The organism is Methylobacterium sp. Leaf106, from assembly GCF_001422895.1.
GTDB classification, from domain to species: Bacteria; Pseudomonadota; Alphaproteobacteria; order Rhizobiales; family Beijerinckiaceae; genus Methylobacterium; species Methylobacterium bullatum.
On sequence record NZ_LMNB01000017.1, the window covers coordinates 1 to 16075 of the forward strand.

11 protein-coding genes and 2 pseudogenes are annotated in these 16075 nt (G+C 66.7%); 10 read left to right on the plus strand and 3 right to left on the minus strand.

The features are described 5' to 3' along the window. Positions 1-1009: 1009 nt before the first annotated feature. Positions 1010-2467, minus strand: coding sequence for an amidase (locus ASF34_RS11615; protein ID WP_200913262.1), 1458 nt, complete (start codon positions 2465-2467; stop codon positions 1010-1012). 106 nt (positions 2468-2573) lie between these two features. On the opposite strand from ASF34_RS11615, the gene ASF34_RS11620 reads away from it, so the two are divergent. The 8 genes from ASF34_RS11620 to ASF34_RS11655 all read left to right on the plus strand — a co-directional run bounded on the left by ASF34_RS11620 (position 2574) and on the right by ASF34_RS11655 (position 13119). Then, positions 2574-5021 carry a penicillin acylase family protein gene (locus ASF34_RS11620; protein ID WP_244478974.1) on the plus strand — a complete coding sequence of 816 codons (2448 nt, stop codon included), beginning with the start codon at positions 2574-2576 and terminating at the stop codon, positions 5019-5021. Then, positions 5018-6481 (plus strand): M81 family metallopeptidase, encoded by a 1464-nt coding sequence (locus ASF34_RS11625; RefSeq protein ID WP_056161216.1) that lies wholly within the window; start codon positions 5018-5020, stop codon positions 6479-6481. Before ASF34_RS11620 ends, ASF34_RS11625 begins: the two co-directional genes overlap by 4 nt. A 3-nt stretch (positions 6482-6484) precedes the next feature. Beyond that, positions 6485-7636 (plus strand): M20/M25/M40 family metallo-hydrolase, encoded by a 1152-nt coding sequence (locus ASF34_RS11630; protein ID WP_056161217.1) that lies wholly within the window; start codon positions 6485-6487, stop codon positions 7634-7636. Between the two features lie 62 nt (positions 7637-7698). Continuing rightward, a complete protein-coding gene (locus ASF34_RS11635) occupies positions 7699-9288 on the plus strand; it encodes an ABC transporter substrate-binding protein (protein ID WP_056161218.1) in 1590 nt (529 codons plus the stop codon). A 72-nt stretch (positions 9289-9360) separates the two neighbouring features. Then, a complete protein-coding gene (locus ASF34_RS11640; RefSeq protein WP_056161219.1) occupies positions 9361-10302 on the plus strand; it encodes an ABC transporter permease in 942 nt (313 codons plus the stop codon). 59 nt (positions 10303-10361) lie between these two features. Then, entirely contained in the window at positions 10362-11198 is an 837-nt protein-coding gene (locus ASF34_RS11645; protein ID WP_200913264.1) for an ABC transporter permease, read from the plus strand. Positions 11199-11211: 13 nt separating this feature from the next. Beyond that, positions 11212-12843 (plus strand): dipeptide ABC transporter ATP-binding protein, encoded by a 1632-nt coding sequence (locus ASF34_RS11650; RefSeq protein WP_056161221.1) that lies wholly within the window; start codon positions 11212-11214, stop codon positions 12841-12843. A 96-nt stretch (positions 12844-12939) separates the two neighbouring features. Beyond that, on the plus strand, positions 12940-13119 hold the full coding sequence (locus ASF34_RS11655) for a carotenoid oxygenase family protein (protein WP_056161222.1): 180 nt from the start codon (positions 12940-12942) through the stop codon (positions 13117-13119). Between the two features lie 33 nt (positions 13120-13152). On the opposite strand, the gene ASF34_RS11660 is transcribed toward ASF34_RS11655, so the two are convergent. Together ASF34_RS11660 and ASF34_RS23455 are read right to left on the minus strand one after the other, a co-directional pair. After that, positions 13153-14628: a protein adenylyltransferase SelO gene (locus ASF34_RS11660; RefSeq protein WP_056161223.1), complete on the minus strand. Its 1476-nt coding sequence runs from the start codon at positions 14626-14628 to the stop codon at positions 13153-13155. 203 nt (positions 14629-14831) lie between these two features. Then, positions 14832-14996, minus strand: a pseudogene (locus ASF34_RS23455) (integrase); the annotation flags it as partial. On the opposite strand from ASF34_RS23455, the pseudogene ASF34_RS11665 reads away from it, so the two are divergent. Then, a pseudogene (locus ASF34_RS11665) lies at positions 14987-15187 on the plus strand (TetR/AcrR family transcriptional regulator); the annotation flags it as partial. The pseudogenes ASF34_RS23455 and ASF34_RS11665 overlap by 10 nt on opposite strands. A 587-nt stretch (positions 15188-15774) precedes the next feature. After that, positions 15775-16002, plus strand: coding sequence for a hypothetical protein (locus ASF34_RS11670; protein ID WP_056161225.1), 228 nt, complete (start codon positions 15775-15777; stop codon positions 16000-16002). Positions 16003-16075: the final 73 nt, after the last annotated feature.

Here is a 16075-nt window from a genome sequence, read left to right on the forward strand (position 1 = left end):
CTCGTCAGCCTGCCGACCCTGGCAGCCTGATCAAACCACCGGCCCTACCGGTGATCGGGGTGGCTCTATGAAGCTACACCACGCCAGGGGACACGACCTCGCAGTATCCGCGATCACTAGATACGCGCCGCTCTCACTGCCTCTGTCGAGGGCAAGCACCTGGAGTTCGAGACGGCCATCGCCACGTCCTTGGAAGCGGCCTTCCAGTCTCAGATCCGCGTGAGCGTTTGATGCGAGCAGAGACGCGATGGTTGCTAAACCGATGATGGACGGAGAGCAGCGAGCGGATTGGGCCCAGCGGGAAGTCGCGGCGCGGGCGAGTGGGGAAGGCATTGCGAGTGTCCTCTGCGGCCGGGAAAGCCGACAGAGGGGATTCAAGTTGGCCCGCCTGAAATTTACAGCGCCACGCTGATTCTTGGTGTGGCGGACCGCCGCATGCGGTTGATGGCGCTGCAAACTGAGCCCTTAGGTGTATGGCCCGGTACGCCAATGAAGGGAGCTCGTGAGCTTCGGGTTTGCGCCATAAGCAGAAGTTCGCCGCCTGCCCTTAAGCGGACGTGCCGCATCCGACCTAACCCGGGCGTTCATCAGACATTTTTAGTGTTCTCGGAAGTGGACCTAGGCGAAACGGCTCCTTCCGCAGGACTACACCTGATCTGGAGCCATTGAGCTGTTTCCAATACATAACGCGTGAAGCTCTCTCCAGCGCGCTTGTGTGTGCCTTCCCAGGACTCGAACGCACGGTAAAATGACTTCGTCTCCTCATAACCCAATACTGGCTTTCGGTTGTGCTGAACGGTGCCTCCGTTGATGGTCGACTGCGGGTCGACGACGGCAGTGAAGGTATGTCGTCGCAGGCGCCGACGGGTTAGGCCGGAGAAGAAGCCCTGGATCTTGTTAAGGAGGCGGTTGAGCGTGTCGTGGCGATGATGCTGTGTGCAGTGGCCGAGCAAGGTGCCGTCGAGGACGTTGAAGGCGGCAAACAGCGCTGCTGTGTATGCTCATCTTTTCATGAAGGAAGTCGTTCTGATGGCCGACTTACTTCCTCAAATGCACTGGCTATGCAGAGCAGCGCCCTGTCCTGTCCCGGCCTTCCGATGAGTTGCAGCCCCGATGATCGTCCGTCCGGTGCCCATGGACCTAACGGTAGGCAGATCGTGGGGCATCCGGACAAGGTCGCCGGTACCACCACTTCCATCCAGCGATGATACGTATCCATGGACGTGCCGGCTATGATCGTCGGCCAGGGCTTGGCCTGAGCAAACGGAAAGACCTGAGCGCTCGGCAGGGCCAGCGCGTCGAAATCGGCGAAGAGCGCAAGGAAGCGCTGGTAGAGGCGCGTCCGCGTCATCGACGCTCGATAGAGATCGTCGGCAGAAAGACCGAGGCTGCCTTCGATCTCCCAGATCAGTTCTGGCTTTATCTGCTCGCGTTTGATTAGATCGTCATAGAGCGGCCGGTAGCGGCTGCCGACCAGGACGTGGCGCCAGACCAGCCAGCATGCCCAGATCTCGTCCCGACTGATCCCGAGACGGGCCTCGTCGATGCGGCATCCCGCGGCCTCCAGGGCAGAGAGGCCCGCTTGAGACAGGGGCACGATACCGTCTTCCAGGGGAAGAGCACCGACGAAATCGCCGAGCCAGCCGATGCGGGCACCCTCCGCTCTGCCCGGCGGCAACTCGGCAGCGAGGCCCGGCTCCGCCAGGGAAAGGGGTGCGCGGGGATCTGGCCCGCTCATCACCGATAAAAGGAGGGCGAGATCGGCGATGGTCCGCGCCATGGGACCGTCCGTGGCGAGCTGCTGGAGATAGCCCTCCGGGCCCGGCAGCGATGGGATCCTGCCCTGGGAAGGCCGGAACCCGAAGATACCGTTCCAGCCGGCAGGGTTGCGGAGGGAGCCGGCGAAATCGCTGCCATCGGCCATGGGCACCATGCGGAGGGCCGTTGCGACAGCGGCGCCGCCCGAGCTTCCGCCAGCACTTAGAGCGGGATCATAGGCGTTGAGCGTGGTGCCCCAGACGGGGTTGTAGCTATGCGAGCCAAGGCCGAACTCGGAGACGTTCGTCTTGCCGATGAGGATCGCCCCCGCCGCGCGCAGGCGCTCGACGAATAGAGCATCTTCGTTCGGAACATGATCCGCGAAGATCGGTGAGCCGAAAGTGGTGCGAAGTCCGCGCGTCGGCGCCAAGTCCTTCACCGCGTGGGGCAATCCATGCATCGGCCCGCGCCACAGCCCGCGCCGAAGGTCGGCATCGGCCGCGTCGGCCTCGGTTAGAAGCTCCCCCCGGTCACGCAGGGACACGATGGCGTTCACTCGCCCGTTCACCAGCGCGATGCGATCGAGATGAGCCTCCATCACCTCCCGGCAGGAGATGTGTCGGTCGCGGATCGCCGCCATCATCCGTGTCGCGTCGAGGCCGACGATCCCGCCCTGCGGCAGACTCGGCATCGGAGAAGTCCCGCTCATCCCATCACTCCAGGTTGGCGCACGGCTTGCCAGCACGCCGAATACAGGATGGAATTGCATACATGATGCGTGCCGCAGGCCGACAACACTGTCCGAAGCCGCGCCGATGGAATCCGCGCTGATGGTGGCGCCACCGAGCTTGGACGGCCCTGCCTTCTCCATCGAAGGATTGGCTGCGCCCGCCGAGATCCGCCTCGACAGATGGGGCGTCGCCCATATCCGGGCGGAATCGCAGGACGATGCGTTCCTCGTGCAGGGGTTCAATGCGGGTCGCGACCGTCTCTGGCAGCTCGACCTGTGGCGCAAGCGCGGATTGGGCCTGCTCGCCGCCGATTTCGGTCCGGGCTACCTCGCCCAGGATCGGGCCGCGCGGCTGTTCCTGTATCGCGGGGACATGGATGCTGAATGGGCGGCATATGGCCATCCCCGCGCAAAGGGCATTGTCGAGGCCTTCGTCCGTGGGCTCAACGCGTTCATTGGCCTGGCGCGTGAGCGGGACGATCTACTGCCGCCGGAATTCGCTTCCATGGGGACGCGGCCCGCCTTTTGGAATGCGGAGGACGTGGTGCGGATCCGCAGCCATGCCCTCGTGCGCAACGTCGCCTCGGAAGTCGCCCGCGCCCGTGTCCTGGCGCGTTGCGGCCTTGCGACGGATGTCCTGCGCAAGGCATTGAGCCCGACCCACGATCCCGTGATTCCGGAGGGATTGGCGCCCGAGCGTCTACCCGAAGAACTCCTCACCGTCTTCCGTCTCGCCACTGCGCTGGTGAGCTTCGATCCGGCCCGCCTCGCCGCCCAACGCGCCGATGGCTGGGCATGGAGCGAGGTCGATGTGTTCGGCGCCGTCCATCGCTCGGGTCGCCAACCTGTCGTGGCGCCGGCGGAGGCCAGCGAAGGTTCGAACAACTGGGCGGTCTCGGGGACACGGACCGCCACCGGTCGCCCGATCCTGGCGAGCGACCCGCATCGCGCCTACCAGCTTCCCTCCCTCCGCTACGTCGTTCATCTGACCGCGCCGGGGCTCGACGTGATCGGAGCCGGAGAACCGGCGCTGCCGGGCATCTCCATCGGCCATAACGGCACCGCCGCCTTCAGCCTCACCATCGCGCCGATCGATCAGGAAGACCTGTTCGTCTACGAGACCCACCCGGACGATCCCGGCCTCTACCGCTATGGAACGGGCTGGGAGGCGATGGCGCGGGTCGTCGAGCGCATTCCGGTGCGCGACGGCCCCGACGAGGAGGTCACGCTCGCCTTCACCCGTCACGGGCCGGTGATCTGTGAGGATGTGTCCGGGCGCCAGGCCTTCGCCGTGCGGACGGTCTGGTCCGAGCCGGGGACAGCCGCCTATCTCGGCAGCCTCGCCTATCTCGCCGTCAGCACGGTGACGGAATTTCGCGAGGCGCTGCGCGATTGGTCGGCACCCTCCACCAACCAGGTCTATGCCGATACCGGTGGCACCATCGCATGGTTCATGGCCGGCAAGGCGCCGGTGCGCTCGAACTGGGACGGGCTGCTCCCGGTGCCCGGCGACGGCCGCTACGAATGGGCCGGTTTCCACGATCCCTTCGTGCTGCCGCACCATGTGGACCCCGAATCCGGCTTCGTCTTCAGCGCGAACGAGATGAACCTGCCGGCGGAGTATCCGGCCGAGACGCGCAAGCTGGGCTTCGAGTGGCATGAACCCTGGCGGGCCCGGCGCATCCGCTCCGTCCTCGAGGACGATGCCGGGCATACGCTCGACGCCTCGACCCGCCTGCAGGCCGACGTCTTCTCGGAACCCGCCCTCCGCCTCGGCCGACTCGTGGCCACCCTGCCCCCGGCCGACGATGCTGAGTCCCGCGCCGCCATCCACCTGCTCGTCGGTTTCGACGGCTACCTGCATGCGGGGAGCGCCGCCGCCGGCCTCATCGAGACGCTCTGGGTCCGGCACCTGCGCCCGGCCCTCGTCACCGCCCTGGCGCCCGAGCCGGCCGATGCAGACCTGTTCCGGCCCGGTGACACGGAGACCCTGCTCGACGCGCTCGACCATGGTCACCCGAACCTCGACGAAGCGACGCGCACGGCGCTCGTCACCCGCGCCCTCGCCTCGGCCTGGCTCGATTGCGAGGCGCGGTTCGGTGCCGATCCCGCCGGATGGGAATGGGGCCGGTTCCATCATGGATCCTTCCGGCATCCCCTCGCCGGCATCGGCGGCGCGGCCAGCGAGAATATCGGTCCGCTGCCCGTCGGCGGTTCGGCGGCTTCCGTGATGCATGCGGATTACCGCCCCCATGACGGTGCCCTCACCACGGGCGCTTCGTTCCGCATAGTCGTCGATGTGGGCGACTGGGACGCCAGCGTGTTCGTGAACGCGCCGGGCCAGTCGGGCCGCCTCGACAGCCGCCATTACGCGGACCATGCCGTGTCCTGGGCGGCGGGCGAGACGGTGCCCCTGCTCTATTCCCGCAAGGCCGTGGACGCGGCCACGGAGAGCATCATCACCCTTCGACCCAGCCAGACCCTTCGACCCAGCCAGACCCTTCGACCCAGCCAGGAGTTGCCGCGCACGTGAAGATCTTCATCGCCGGCCTCGCCACCGAGACGAACACCTTCGCTCCCCTGCCCACGGGCAGGGGAGCCTTCCTCGCCGATTACGCCCGCCGCGATGGGAGCCTGGGACCGCCGAGCCTGAGCAATATCGGCCTCAAGGCCTGGCGCGAAATGGCCGAGAGCGACGGGCACATCGTGGTCGAAAGCCTGTCCACCTTCGCCCAGCCCGGGGGCATTACCCTGCGCGCGGTCTACGAAGACTTGCGCGATACTCTGTTGTCCGATCTCGAAGCGGCGCTGCCGGTGGATGCGGTGCTGCTGTTCATGCACGGCGCCATGGTCGCGCAAGGCTATGACGATTGCGAGGGCGATACCCTGGAGCGGGTCCGCGCCCTGGTCGGGCCGAAAGTGGCGGTCGGGGTCGAACTCGACCTTCATTGCCATCTGACCGAGACGATCCGCCGAGCCGCCGACGTCGTCGTGATCTATAAGGAATACCCGCATACGGACATCGTGGCGCGGGCGCGAGACCTCTATCCGCTCATAATTGGCACGGCCGAGGGGACGATCCGCCCGGTCATGGCGATCCAGGATTGCCGCATGGTCAATATGTGGCGCACGACGGCGGAGCCGGTCGCCGGGTTCGTACGGCGGATGGAGGCGCTGGAGGGCAGGGACGGCATCCTGTCCGCCTCGTTCGGACATGGTTTTCCATGGGGAGACGTCGCCGAGGTCGGTGCCCGGATGCTCGTGGTGGCCGACGGCGATACAGCCAAGGCCGCGTCCCTCGCCCGAACTCTCGCTGCCGAGATCTGGGCGATGCGGGGGGATGCCGCGACAAAGGTCGATACGGTCGACGCCGCTCTCGACGCGGCACTGGCCTCCACCGATCCGCGCCCGATGGTGCTCGCCGACATCGCTGACAATGCCGGGGCGGGCGCTCCCTCCGATAACACTGCCCTTCTTGCCCGGATGGTCGAGCGGGGCGTCCGCGACGCCGTCACCGGCCTGTACTGGGATCCGGGCGCGGTGGGCATCTGCCACGAGGCCGGGATCGGCGCCACGTTCGATCTGCGCATCGCGGGCAAGTGCGGTGTCACCTCCGGCGATCCCCTCGACCTGCGCATCACCGTGCGCGGGCTCTCCGAGTCTCATAGCCAGGGTGGCCTCAGCGGCGGGCGCGCCCAACTCGGTCCCTGCGCCTGGATCGAGGCGGACGGTATCCATATCGTTTTGGCCTCGCAGCGCCAGCAGCCCTTCGCCCCGGATGCCTATACCGGCCTCGGCCTCACTCTCGACGACAAGCGCATCGTCGTGGTGAAATCGATGCAGCACTTCCACGCGGCCTTCGCCCCCATCGCCAGCGAGGTTCGCTACGTCGCCGCCCCCGGTGCGGTTCCACCGGATTACGGAGCGATCGCCTACACCAAACGCGACCCGGCCTACTGGCCCCGCATCGCCGACCCGTTCGCACAGGATTGATCGATGGTTCTCGATGATTTCGCTCTGAACGACCTTCCGTTCGATCTCGGCGACCTTCTCGCCGGCCTTCGCCCGTGGATCGAGTGTGAGAGCCCGACCCATGATAGGGCGGCGGTAAACCGAATGATGGGCGTTGCCGCCCGCGATCTCGCCATGGCCGGCGCGGCGGTGGAGTCGATCCCCGGACACATGGGCTTCGGCGATTGCGTCCGCGCCCGATTCCCACATCCGCGCCGGGACGAGCCGGGCATCCTCGTGCTCGGTCATCTCGACACGGTCCATCCCCTCGGCACCCTGGCCGCCCTCCCCTGGCGGGTGGAAGGCGATCGCTGCTACGGCCCGGGCATCCTCGACATGAAGGGGGGCAACTTCATCGCCCTCGAAGCCGTGAAGGCTTTGCGCAAAGCCGCCGTCGAGACACCGCTCCCGATCACTTTCCTGTTCACGAGCGACGAGGAGGTGGGAAGCCCCTCGACCCGCGACATGATCGAGGCGGAGGCGTCCCGGCACCGCTGCGTGCTGGTGCCGGAGCCCGGCCAGCCGGGGGGTGGGGTGCTCACGGGGCGCTACGCCATCGCCCGCTTCGATCTCACCGCCACCGGCCGCCCGAGCCATGCTGGAGCACGTCTCGGGGACGGCCGCTCGGCCATCCGGGCCATGGCGCAGCAGATCATCGCCATCGAGGCGATGTCGGATGCCGATTGCACCTTCAGCGTCGGCATCGTCCAGGGCGGGCAATGGGTGAATTGTGTCGCCACCACCTGCCGGGCCGAGGTGCTGAGCATGGCCAAGCGCCAGGGCGATCTCGACCGTGGCGTCCTGCGGATGCTCGCCCTATCCGGAGAGGCGGACGGCGTAGCCTTCACGGTGACACGCGGTGTCACCCGCCCGGTCTGGGAGCCCGATGCCGGGACCATGGCGCTCTACGAGACCGCCCGGACGATCGCCGGCGACCTCGGCTCGGCCCTCCCACATGAGAGTTTCGGCGGCGGCTCCGACGGCAATTTCACCGGCAATCTCGGCATCCCGACCCTCGACGGTCTCGGCCCCTGCGGCGCCGGCTACCATACCCTGGACGAGCATGTGCTCACCGCCTCGCTGCCGCATCGCGCCAGGCTGCTGGCGGGCCTGATGATGACGCTCGACGGACGGTAACGGCCTGCATCCTGCATACACTTCGTCATGAGAGCCGCATCGCGGCGTTGGGGAGGAATTCCATGGACAAGGTGTTCAGGACGGGTTTCCGGGCGGCGCTGGCCCTCGCTGCGATGGCGGGCGGAGCCGTCACGAGCGAGGCGATGGCGCAGGCCAAGCCGGTCACCATCCGCGCCGTGATGCATTCGGGCCTGCGGATCACCGACCCGATCATCACCACCGCCTACATCGCCCGTAATCACGGCTACATGATCTACGACACGTTGTTCGCCACCGATGCGACCTTCAAGGTCCAGCCGCAGATGGTGAAGGATTACAGCGTCAGCGACGACACGCTGACCTACACCTTCACCTTGCGCGACGGGCTAAAGTTCCACGACGGCACCCCGGTGACGTCGGCCGATTGCATCGCCTCGCTGCAACGCTGGGGCAAGCGCGACAGCATGGGCCAGAAACTCATGGCCTACACCGCCTCCCTCGACGCGGTGGACGACAAGACCTTCACCCTCAAGCTGAAACAGCCCTACGGCCTCGTTCTCACCTCCCTGGGCAAGCCGTCCTCGAACGTGCCGTTCATCATGCCCAAGCGCATCGCCGAAACACCGGCGGACAAGAACGTGCCGGAGGAAATCGGCTCCGGCCCGTTTCGCTTCGTCAAGGCCGAGTTCCAGCCCGGTTTGAAGGTGGTCTACGAAAAGAACCCCGATTACGTGCCACGCAGCGAGGCGCCGAGCTGGACCTCCGGCGCGAAGGTGGTGAAGGTCGACCGGGTCGAGTGGCTCAACATCCCCGACTATCAGACTGCCGTGAACGCCCTCATCAACGGCGAGATCGATTACATCGAGCAGCCGCCACATGACTTCTTGCCTATCCTGAAGGCAGGGGCGGGTGTGCAGATCATCAACTACAATACGCTCGGTGTCTCTGGAATGCTCCGGATGAACTGGGTCAACCCGCCCTTCGACAACGAGAAGATTCGCCAGGCCGTGCTGCTGGCCGTCAACCAGCAGGATTACCTCGACGCCCAGATCGGCGACCCGGACTACATGGTGCCGTGTCTCGCAATGTTCGTCTGCAACACGCCCAACGCCACCGATGCCGGTGCGCCCAAGACCGATCTCGCTCGCGCCAAGCAACTGCTGAAGGAGGGCGGCTATGACGGGAAGCCCATCGTCGTGATGCAGCCGACGGACCTCGCCATCGCCGCGCCGCTGGGGCCGGTGACCGCCCAGGCGCTGCGCAAGATCGGCATGAACGTCGATCTACAATCGATGGATTGGCAGACCTTGGTGGGACGCCGTGCCAAGCAGGATCCGGTGGACCAGGGCGGCTGGAACATCTTTCACACGACCTGGGTCAACGCCGACATGCTGAACCCGGTGAGCAATGTCGGCGTCAACGCGCGCGGCCGCAACGGCGGCTTCTTCGGCTGGGCCGAGGATGCGGAGATCGAGAAGATGCGCGACGCCTACGCCCTGGAGATCGACCCGGCCAAGCAGGTCGCCATCGCCAAGATGGTGCAGGAGCGGGCCTACGCGATCGGAATGTATTACCCGACCGGCCAGTTCATCAGCCCGTTGGCGGCCGGCCCCAAGCTCAAGGGCGTCCTCGAAGCCCCCGCGCCGGTGTTCTGGAACATCGAGAAGAAGTGACGTCCGCACGGCCTCCGCTCTCCCACGGAAAGGGAGGGAACCGCACCTCGATCCGAGAACCCGGAGATCTGAATGGGTCGCTTTCTCGCCGGACGTCTCGCCGCCACGCTTCCCGTCATGGGCGTGGTGGCGGTCATCGTGTTCCTGCTGCTGCGGCTGGCGCCGGGTGATCCCGCCGCCATCCTCGCGGGGGATGCCGCGAGCCCCGACCAGATCGCTGCGATCCGGGCGCGGCTCGGCCTGGACCAGCCGATCCTGACCCAGTTCCTGTCCTGGATCGGCCGTCTGCTTCATGGCGATCTCGGCTCGTCGATCATATCGAACCAGCCCGTCGCAAAGCTCATTCTGGAGCGGATCGAGCCGACGCTGGCGTTGGCCACCACCACCATCGTCTTTGCCGTCCTCGTGGCGGTCCCCCTCGGGGTGCTGGCAGCGTGGTGGCACGGCACCTGGGTCGACCGGGCGGTGATGGCGGTCTCGGTGCTCGGCTTCTCGATTCCGGTCTTCGTCCTCGGCTATCTCCTCATCTTCGGCTTCGCCATGCAGCTGCGGCTCCTGCCGGTGCAAGGCTATGTCAGCATCACCGAAGGCGTCTGGCCGTTCCTGTCGCGGCTGATCCTGCCGACCCTCACCCTCTCGGTGATCTACATCGCCCTCATCGCCAGGACCACGCGCTCCAGCGTGCTGGAGGTTCTGGGCGAGGACTACATCCGCACCGCCCGCGCCAAGGGGATCGGCGAGACGCAGGTGCTGTGGCGCCATGCCCTGCGCAACGCGGCGGTGCCGGTGATCTCGGTGATCGGGTTGGGCATCGCGCTCCTCATCAGCGGCGTCGTCGTCACCGAAAGCGTCTTCAACCTGCCCGGCCTCGGCCGCCTCACCGTCGATTCGGTGCTCGCCCGCGACTATCCGGTCATCCAGGGCGTGATCCTGCTGTTCTCCGCCCTCTACGTGGTGGTCAATCTCGCCATCGACCTGTCCTACCTGCTGTTCGATCCGAGGATACGCTATTGAGCGGCGAGGATCGGACGGTGCAATCCCCCATCCCCTCCCCCCTGGCCGCACGGCTCGCGATGCTGCCACCGGCGCTGCGCCATCCGGGCGTGCTCTTCGGGCTCGCCGTCCTGCTGGTCGTCGGGCTCGCGGCGCTGGCAGCACCTTTCCTCTGGACCGGCGACCCGATCCTGCTGCGGCCCCGCCTTCGCCTGAAACCACCTTCGAGCGTAGCCTGGCTCGGCACCGACGCGTTTGGGCGCGACGTCTGGACCCGTGTCGTCTACGGCGCCCAGGTATCGCTCACCATCGGTTTCTCGGTGGCCGCCGCCGCTGTACTCATCGGTCTGTTCATCGGGCTCGTGGCGGGCTACCTGCGCCGCCTGGACGCGGTGGTGATGCGGATCATGGACGGCATCATGGCGATCCCGTCGATCCTCCTCGCCATTGCCATGGTGACCCTGTCGGGAGCCGGCATCGGCACGGTGATCGTCGCCATCGCCATTCCCGAGATCCCGAGGATGGCGCGCCTCGTGCGCAGCGTCGTTCTGTCGGTGCGCTCGGAGCCCTATGTCGAGGCCGCCATCGGTGCCGGCACCCGCCTGCCGATGCTGCTGATCCGCCACGTCTTGCCCAACACCATCGCGCCGCTGATCGTCCAGGGCACCTATGTCTGCGCCTCGGCGATCCTGACCGAGGCGATCCTCAGTTTCCTCGGCGCCGGCATCCCCACCGAGATTCCGAGCTGGGGCAACATCATGGCCGAGGGGCGCCAATCGTTCCAGATCGCGCCCTGGGTGATCCTGTTCCCGGGCCTCTGCGTCGCCGCCACGGTACTCGCCGTCAACATCATCGGCGACGGCCTGCGCGACGCCCTCGACCCGCGCACCGCGCGCCGCTTCGGAGCCCTGCGATGAGAGAAATCTTGCGATGACGGGAGCCTCGGCGAGCGTGGAACCTGTCCTGTCCATCACCGGCCTCACCGTTCCGCTGCCTCGGGGCGCCGACCGGACCAACGCCATTGAGGGCCTGTCGCTCAGCGTCGGTCCGAACGAGATCGTCTGCGTCGTCGGTGAATCGGGCTCGGGCAAATCCGTCACCGCGAGCGCGGTGATGGGGCTCCTGCCGCCGAACCTCTCGCCATCCGCCGGGCAGGTCCTGTTGCAGGGTGAGGACGTGCTGAAGGTCGGCCCTGCGCGCCTGCGCGCCCTGCGCGGCAGCCGCATGGCCATGGTGTTCCAGGAGCCGATGACGGCCCTGAACCCTGTGCTGAAGGTCGGCGACCAGATCGCCGAGATGCTGGAAGCGCATTCCAGCCGAAGCGGCCGCGAGGCGCGGCGTCGCCGCGTCCTCGACCTTCTCGGCGATGTCCACCTGCCCGATCCGCCGAGCCTCGCGAAGGCCTACCCGCACCAACTCTCCGGTGGCCAGCGCCAGCGCGTGATGATCGCCATGGCGCTCGCCAACGACCCGGCCCTGATCATCGCCGACGAGCCGACCACCGCGCTCGACGTCACCACCCAGGCGCAGATCCTCAGGCTGCTCAAGGAACTCCAAGCCCGCCGCAATGCTGGCATCCTGTTCATCACCCACGATTTCGGCGTCGTCTCCCAGATCGCCGACCGGGTAGTGGTGATGCAGAAGGGGCGTCTCGTGGAGGAGGGCAGCGTCGATGACGTGCTCACCCGGCCGCGCGACGCCTATACCCGCATGCTCATCGCGGCGGTTCCCCGGGCCGAGCCGCCGCCTCCCCGGCCACGCCGGCAGCCTTCGGCGCCGATCCTCGCCGTGCGCGATCTCACCAAGACCTATGGCGGACGCGGTCTTTTCGGTGGCGGCCGCGCGGTTACGGCCCTGGACGGCGTCCGCCTGGCGCTGCAAACGGGGGAAACCCTCGGCATCGTGGGAGAATCGGGTTCGGGCAAATCGACCCTGGCGCGCTGCGTCGCCCGCTTCGTCGATCCGTCCGCCGGTCATATCCGCATCGGTGGCGACGACATCGCTCTGTTGCCGACGCGGGAACTTCGCCCCTATCGGCGTCGCGTCCAGATGGTATTCCAGGATCCCTACCGCTCGCTCAATCCACGCCGGACGGTGGGGCAGTCGATCATCGAGGGACCAATGAACTACGGTCTGTCGAAAGAGGCGGCTTGGGCGCGCGCGACGCGCCTCCTCGATCTCGTCCATCTCGATGCCGGCGCCCTCGACCGCTATCCGCACGAATTCTCCGGCGGCCAGCGCCAGCGCATCGCCATTGCGCGGGCATTGGCCATGGAACCCGATGTGCTCATCGCGGACGAGGCCGTGTCGGCCCTTGACGTCTCGGTGCAGCGCCAAGTGCTGGAATTGCTGGAGGATATCCGCGAGCGTCTGAACCTCTCGATCCTGTTCATCACACACGACCTGCGCGTGGCCGCACGCCTTTGCGACCGCCTCGTGGTCATGCTCGGCGGACGAATCGTCGAGGAAGGGGCAACCGCCGCACTCTTCGCCAACCCGCGCCACGCCTACACGCAGGCATTGTTCGCAGCGGCTCCCAAGCTTCGTTTTGCCCAGGGTTGATCGGACGTGTCCTCCGTGAGAATCCAACTGCGCCCTCACGGCGCAGACGAGGGTTGCCCAAGGTTCAAAGTGGAAGTTTGCTACGGCGCCTAGTTCGTGCCGGCGAGCGGAGAGCAAGAGGAGTGGCTCATCGTTGACACGGCGAGCGACACAACGGACCTCACCGTCCTCGACGCGCATACGTTCGAGGCGCCGCCCCTCGCCACGGTCCGTCTCGGGCACCGGATCCCGCCGGGCTTCCATGGGAACTGGTTTCCGAGCCCTAGAGTCGGCTGACGATCGTGGGGTGATTAGGAGGCCGGCGCGCATTCACGTGCCGCAGAACGTACGGTATTCCGCCCCGCCGCCCTCGGGCGCCTCGGCGTAGCGGGCGTGGGCGGGCTGGTCGTCGTAGGGGCGCGACAGCACCGCCAACAGCTCCTCGAACGGACCGAAGTCGCCTCGCTCGACCGCCGCCGCGATCATCGCCTCGACGTGGTGGTTGCGCGGGATGAAGACCGGGTTGACCGCGCGCATCGCTGCCGCCGTCGCGGCGGGGTTCCGTCCCCCCTCGGCCAATAGCTTCCGCCAGCGTACGGCCCAGGCGTCGTACTCGGTCGGGTCGACAAACAGGTCGCGCACCCCGACATCCGCCTCCGGCCGCTCGGCCGCGTCGCAGAGGCGGCGGAAGGTCAGGGTGAAGTCAGCTTGGTTCTTCGCCATCCGCGCCAGCAAGTCGTCCGCAAGCGCGACGGTTCCGTCCCGGTCCGCGGACAGCCCGAGCTTGTGCGCAAGGCCATCGTGATACGCTTTCTCGAAGCGCGGGCTGAACCCGGCGAGCGCCGCCTCGGCCGCATTGATCCCCTCCCCCTCGTCCTCGGCCAGCAGCGGTAGCAAGGCCTCGGCCAGACGGGTCAGGTTCCACAATGCGATCCCCGGCTGTTGGCCGTAGGCGTAGCGCCCGTGCGCATCGATCGAGCTGAAGCTCCTGCGAGGGTCGTAGGTGTCGAGGAAGGCGCAGGGACCGTAGTCGATCGTCTCGCCGACCACCGACATGTTGTCGGTGTTCATCACCCCGTGGACGAAGCCGACGAGGAGCCAAGCCGCCACGAGGTCCGCCTGGCGGGCGACGACGCCGTCGAGCAATGCCCGGTAGGGGTGTTCCGCGGAGGACGCCTCGGGATAGTGCCGGGCAAGGGCGTGGTCGGCGAGCGCCCGTACCGCCTCGGCGTCGCCCCTGGCGGCAAAGTACTGGAAGGTGCCGACCCGGATGTGGCTGGCCGCCACGCGGGCGAGCACCGCCCCGGGCAACCGGGTCTCACGCACGACCAACTCGCCGGTGGCCACCGCCGCCAACGCCCGCGTGGTGGGGATACCGAGCGCGGCCATGGCCTCGCTCACGAGGTACTCGCGCAGCACCGGCCCAAGCGCCGCCCGGCCGTCGCCGCGGCGTGAGAACGGGGTCGGGCCCGCGCCCTTGAGCTGGATGTCGCGGCGCTGCCCGTCACGGTCGACGACCTCGCCGAACAGAACGGCGCGCCCGTCACCAAGCTGCGGCACGAAGTTGCCGAACTGGTGCCCGGCGTAAGCCATGGCGATCGGATCGGCGCCTTCAGGGACGCTGTTCCCCGCGAGCATCCCCACCCCATCGGGGCCGGCGAGCCAATCCGGGTCCATGCCGAGGTTCGCCGCCAGCGCGCGGTTCAAACGGATCAGGCACGGGGCTGCGACGGGTGTCGGGGCGCGGCGGACGAAGAAGCGGACCGGCAAGCGGACGTAGCTGTTGTCGAAAGGGATCTTGGTCATAGTCGAGAGCTATGAGTGATCGCGCCGGCGGACAAGCGCCTTCCAGGAACCCGGTGGGTCAGTGTGCGCGAGAAGGCGCGTGTCCGTGTCGCCTCCTCTACCTCATGGCCAATGCCAGCATGGTCGAGCGACAGCCATGGCCGTGATCGGCCTAACGGCTTCGGAGACCCCCTCAGCATTGCCGCCGAGGTGGCCAGCTCTCTGATTTCGCTCCCTTCTACTAGAGCGAGCGCGTCTTCGACGTACATATCGAGGTAGCGTACCGAACTTTCGATCTTCGAACGCCCGAGCAGAATCCGCACCGCGCGCAGGTTGCCAGTTCGCTTGTAGATCAACGATGACTCTGTTCGGCGCAGCGACGGAGCTCCTCGTGCGCTTCGTCCAGGCAAAGGCTGACGGCGATCTGCCGGAGGACGCGGATACTGCGGCGCTAGCGCGATTCCTGTCGACGGTAGCCTCCGGCATGGGCGTCATCGCGTCGTCCAAGGCCAATCGCGAGGCCCTGCGAGAGGCGGCGCGCGTCTCGCTTAGCCCCTTCGCTAGGAGCGGTAGGGACTGAATGTTCGGATGATCAGGGCTGTAGGCAGGCGCCGTTGCGCTCAGACCGCACCGCCGTTGGCACGTAGAATCGGGCCGTTCACCCAACTGCCGTCCGGTCCGACCAGAAACGCGATAGCGGCGGAGATGTCGCTGGGTTCGCTCAAGCAACCGAGCGGGATCATTCTCGTCCCTTGTACAACCTGCTCCTCGGTCTGCCGCTGAGGAACAGTTCGATCGCCTCCGGCCCCGGGTCGACCGCGTTAATCGTAATTCTCCTTGGGTCTGGTTCCTTGGCAAGGGCATGCGTCATCGCTGAGAGCACTCACCGGCCCCCGTCGAGTGGCTACGATGGAGTGTTACGGCCCCTTGTGGCCCGAGCCACCGTCTGTTTCTTGTGTTTTGCGCTCCGAGACCGGGCAGGCAGAAAACCACCCTGTTCGGTCGTAGAGCGGACGGGCGGATCTCGTCCCTTGCCGGTCGTCCGACCAGCCTTGGGTCCTTCCCGATAGCGGCCATTCTTGATGAAGACGCGGGATCTTCATCGTCTAACATGGGTACCTCGAACTCGCGTCCGGCAACGACGCGAAACTTCACGTGGAAGCAGCAATGCCCCTGAACGGTCTCGAACTCTCGAAGCAGCTCATCCAGTTCCGATCGATCAATCCTCCGGGCGAGGAGAAGGAATGTTCCGAGTTCATTGCCCGGCTGCTGACCGAACACGGGTTCAACGTCACCAGCTACGAATTTGCCAAGGACCGACCAACACTGGTCGCGCGCATCCCTGGGACGGCCGGTGGCAAGCCGCTCTGGGTCGTGTCCCCTGGCGTGGTGTAGCTTCATAGAGCCACCCCGATCACCGGTAGGGCCGGTGGTTTGATCAGGCTGCCAGGGTCGGCAGGCTGACGAG

Excerpts from the sequence above, each read along its gene's own strand:
- ASF34_RS11645 (WP_200913264.1), top strand. The coding sequence starts at position 10,362 with ATGCTGCCACCGGCGCTGCGCCATCCGGGCGTGCTCTTCGGGCTCGCC.
- ASF34_RS11630 (WP_056161217.1), top strand. The coding sequence starts at position 6,485 with ATGGTTCTCGATGATTTCGCTCTGAACGACCTTCCGTTCGATCTCGGC.
- ASF34_RS11615 (WP_200913262.1), bottom strand. The coding sequence starts at position 2,467 with ATGAGCGGGACTTCTCCGATGCCGAGTCTGCCGCAGGGCGGGATCGTC.
- ASF34_RS11635 (WP_056161218.1), top strand. The coding sequence starts at position 7,699 with ATGGACAAGGTGTTCAGGACGGGTTTCCGGGCGGCGCTGGCCCTCGCT.
- ASF34_RS11660 (WP_056161223.1), bottom strand. The coding sequence starts at position 14,628 with ATGACCAAGATCCCTTTCGACAACAGCTACGTCCGCTTGCCGGTCCGC.
- ASF34_RS11620 (WP_244478974.1), top strand. The coding sequence starts at position 2,574 with ATGGAATCCGCGCTGATGGTGGCGCCACCGAGCTTGGACGGCCCTGCC.
- ASF34_RS11640 (WP_056161219.1), top strand. The coding sequence starts at position 9,361 with ATGGGTCGCTTTCTCGCCGGACGTCTCGCCGCCACGCTTCCCGTCATG.
- ASF34_RS11670 (WP_056161225.1), top strand. The coding sequence starts at position 15,775 with ATGCCCCTGAACGGTCTCGAACTCTCGAAGCAGCTCATCCAGTTCCGA.
- ASF34_RS11650 (WP_056161221.1), top strand. The coding sequence starts at position 11,212 with ATGACGGGAGCCTCGGCGAGCGTGGAACCTGTCCTGTCCATCACCGGC.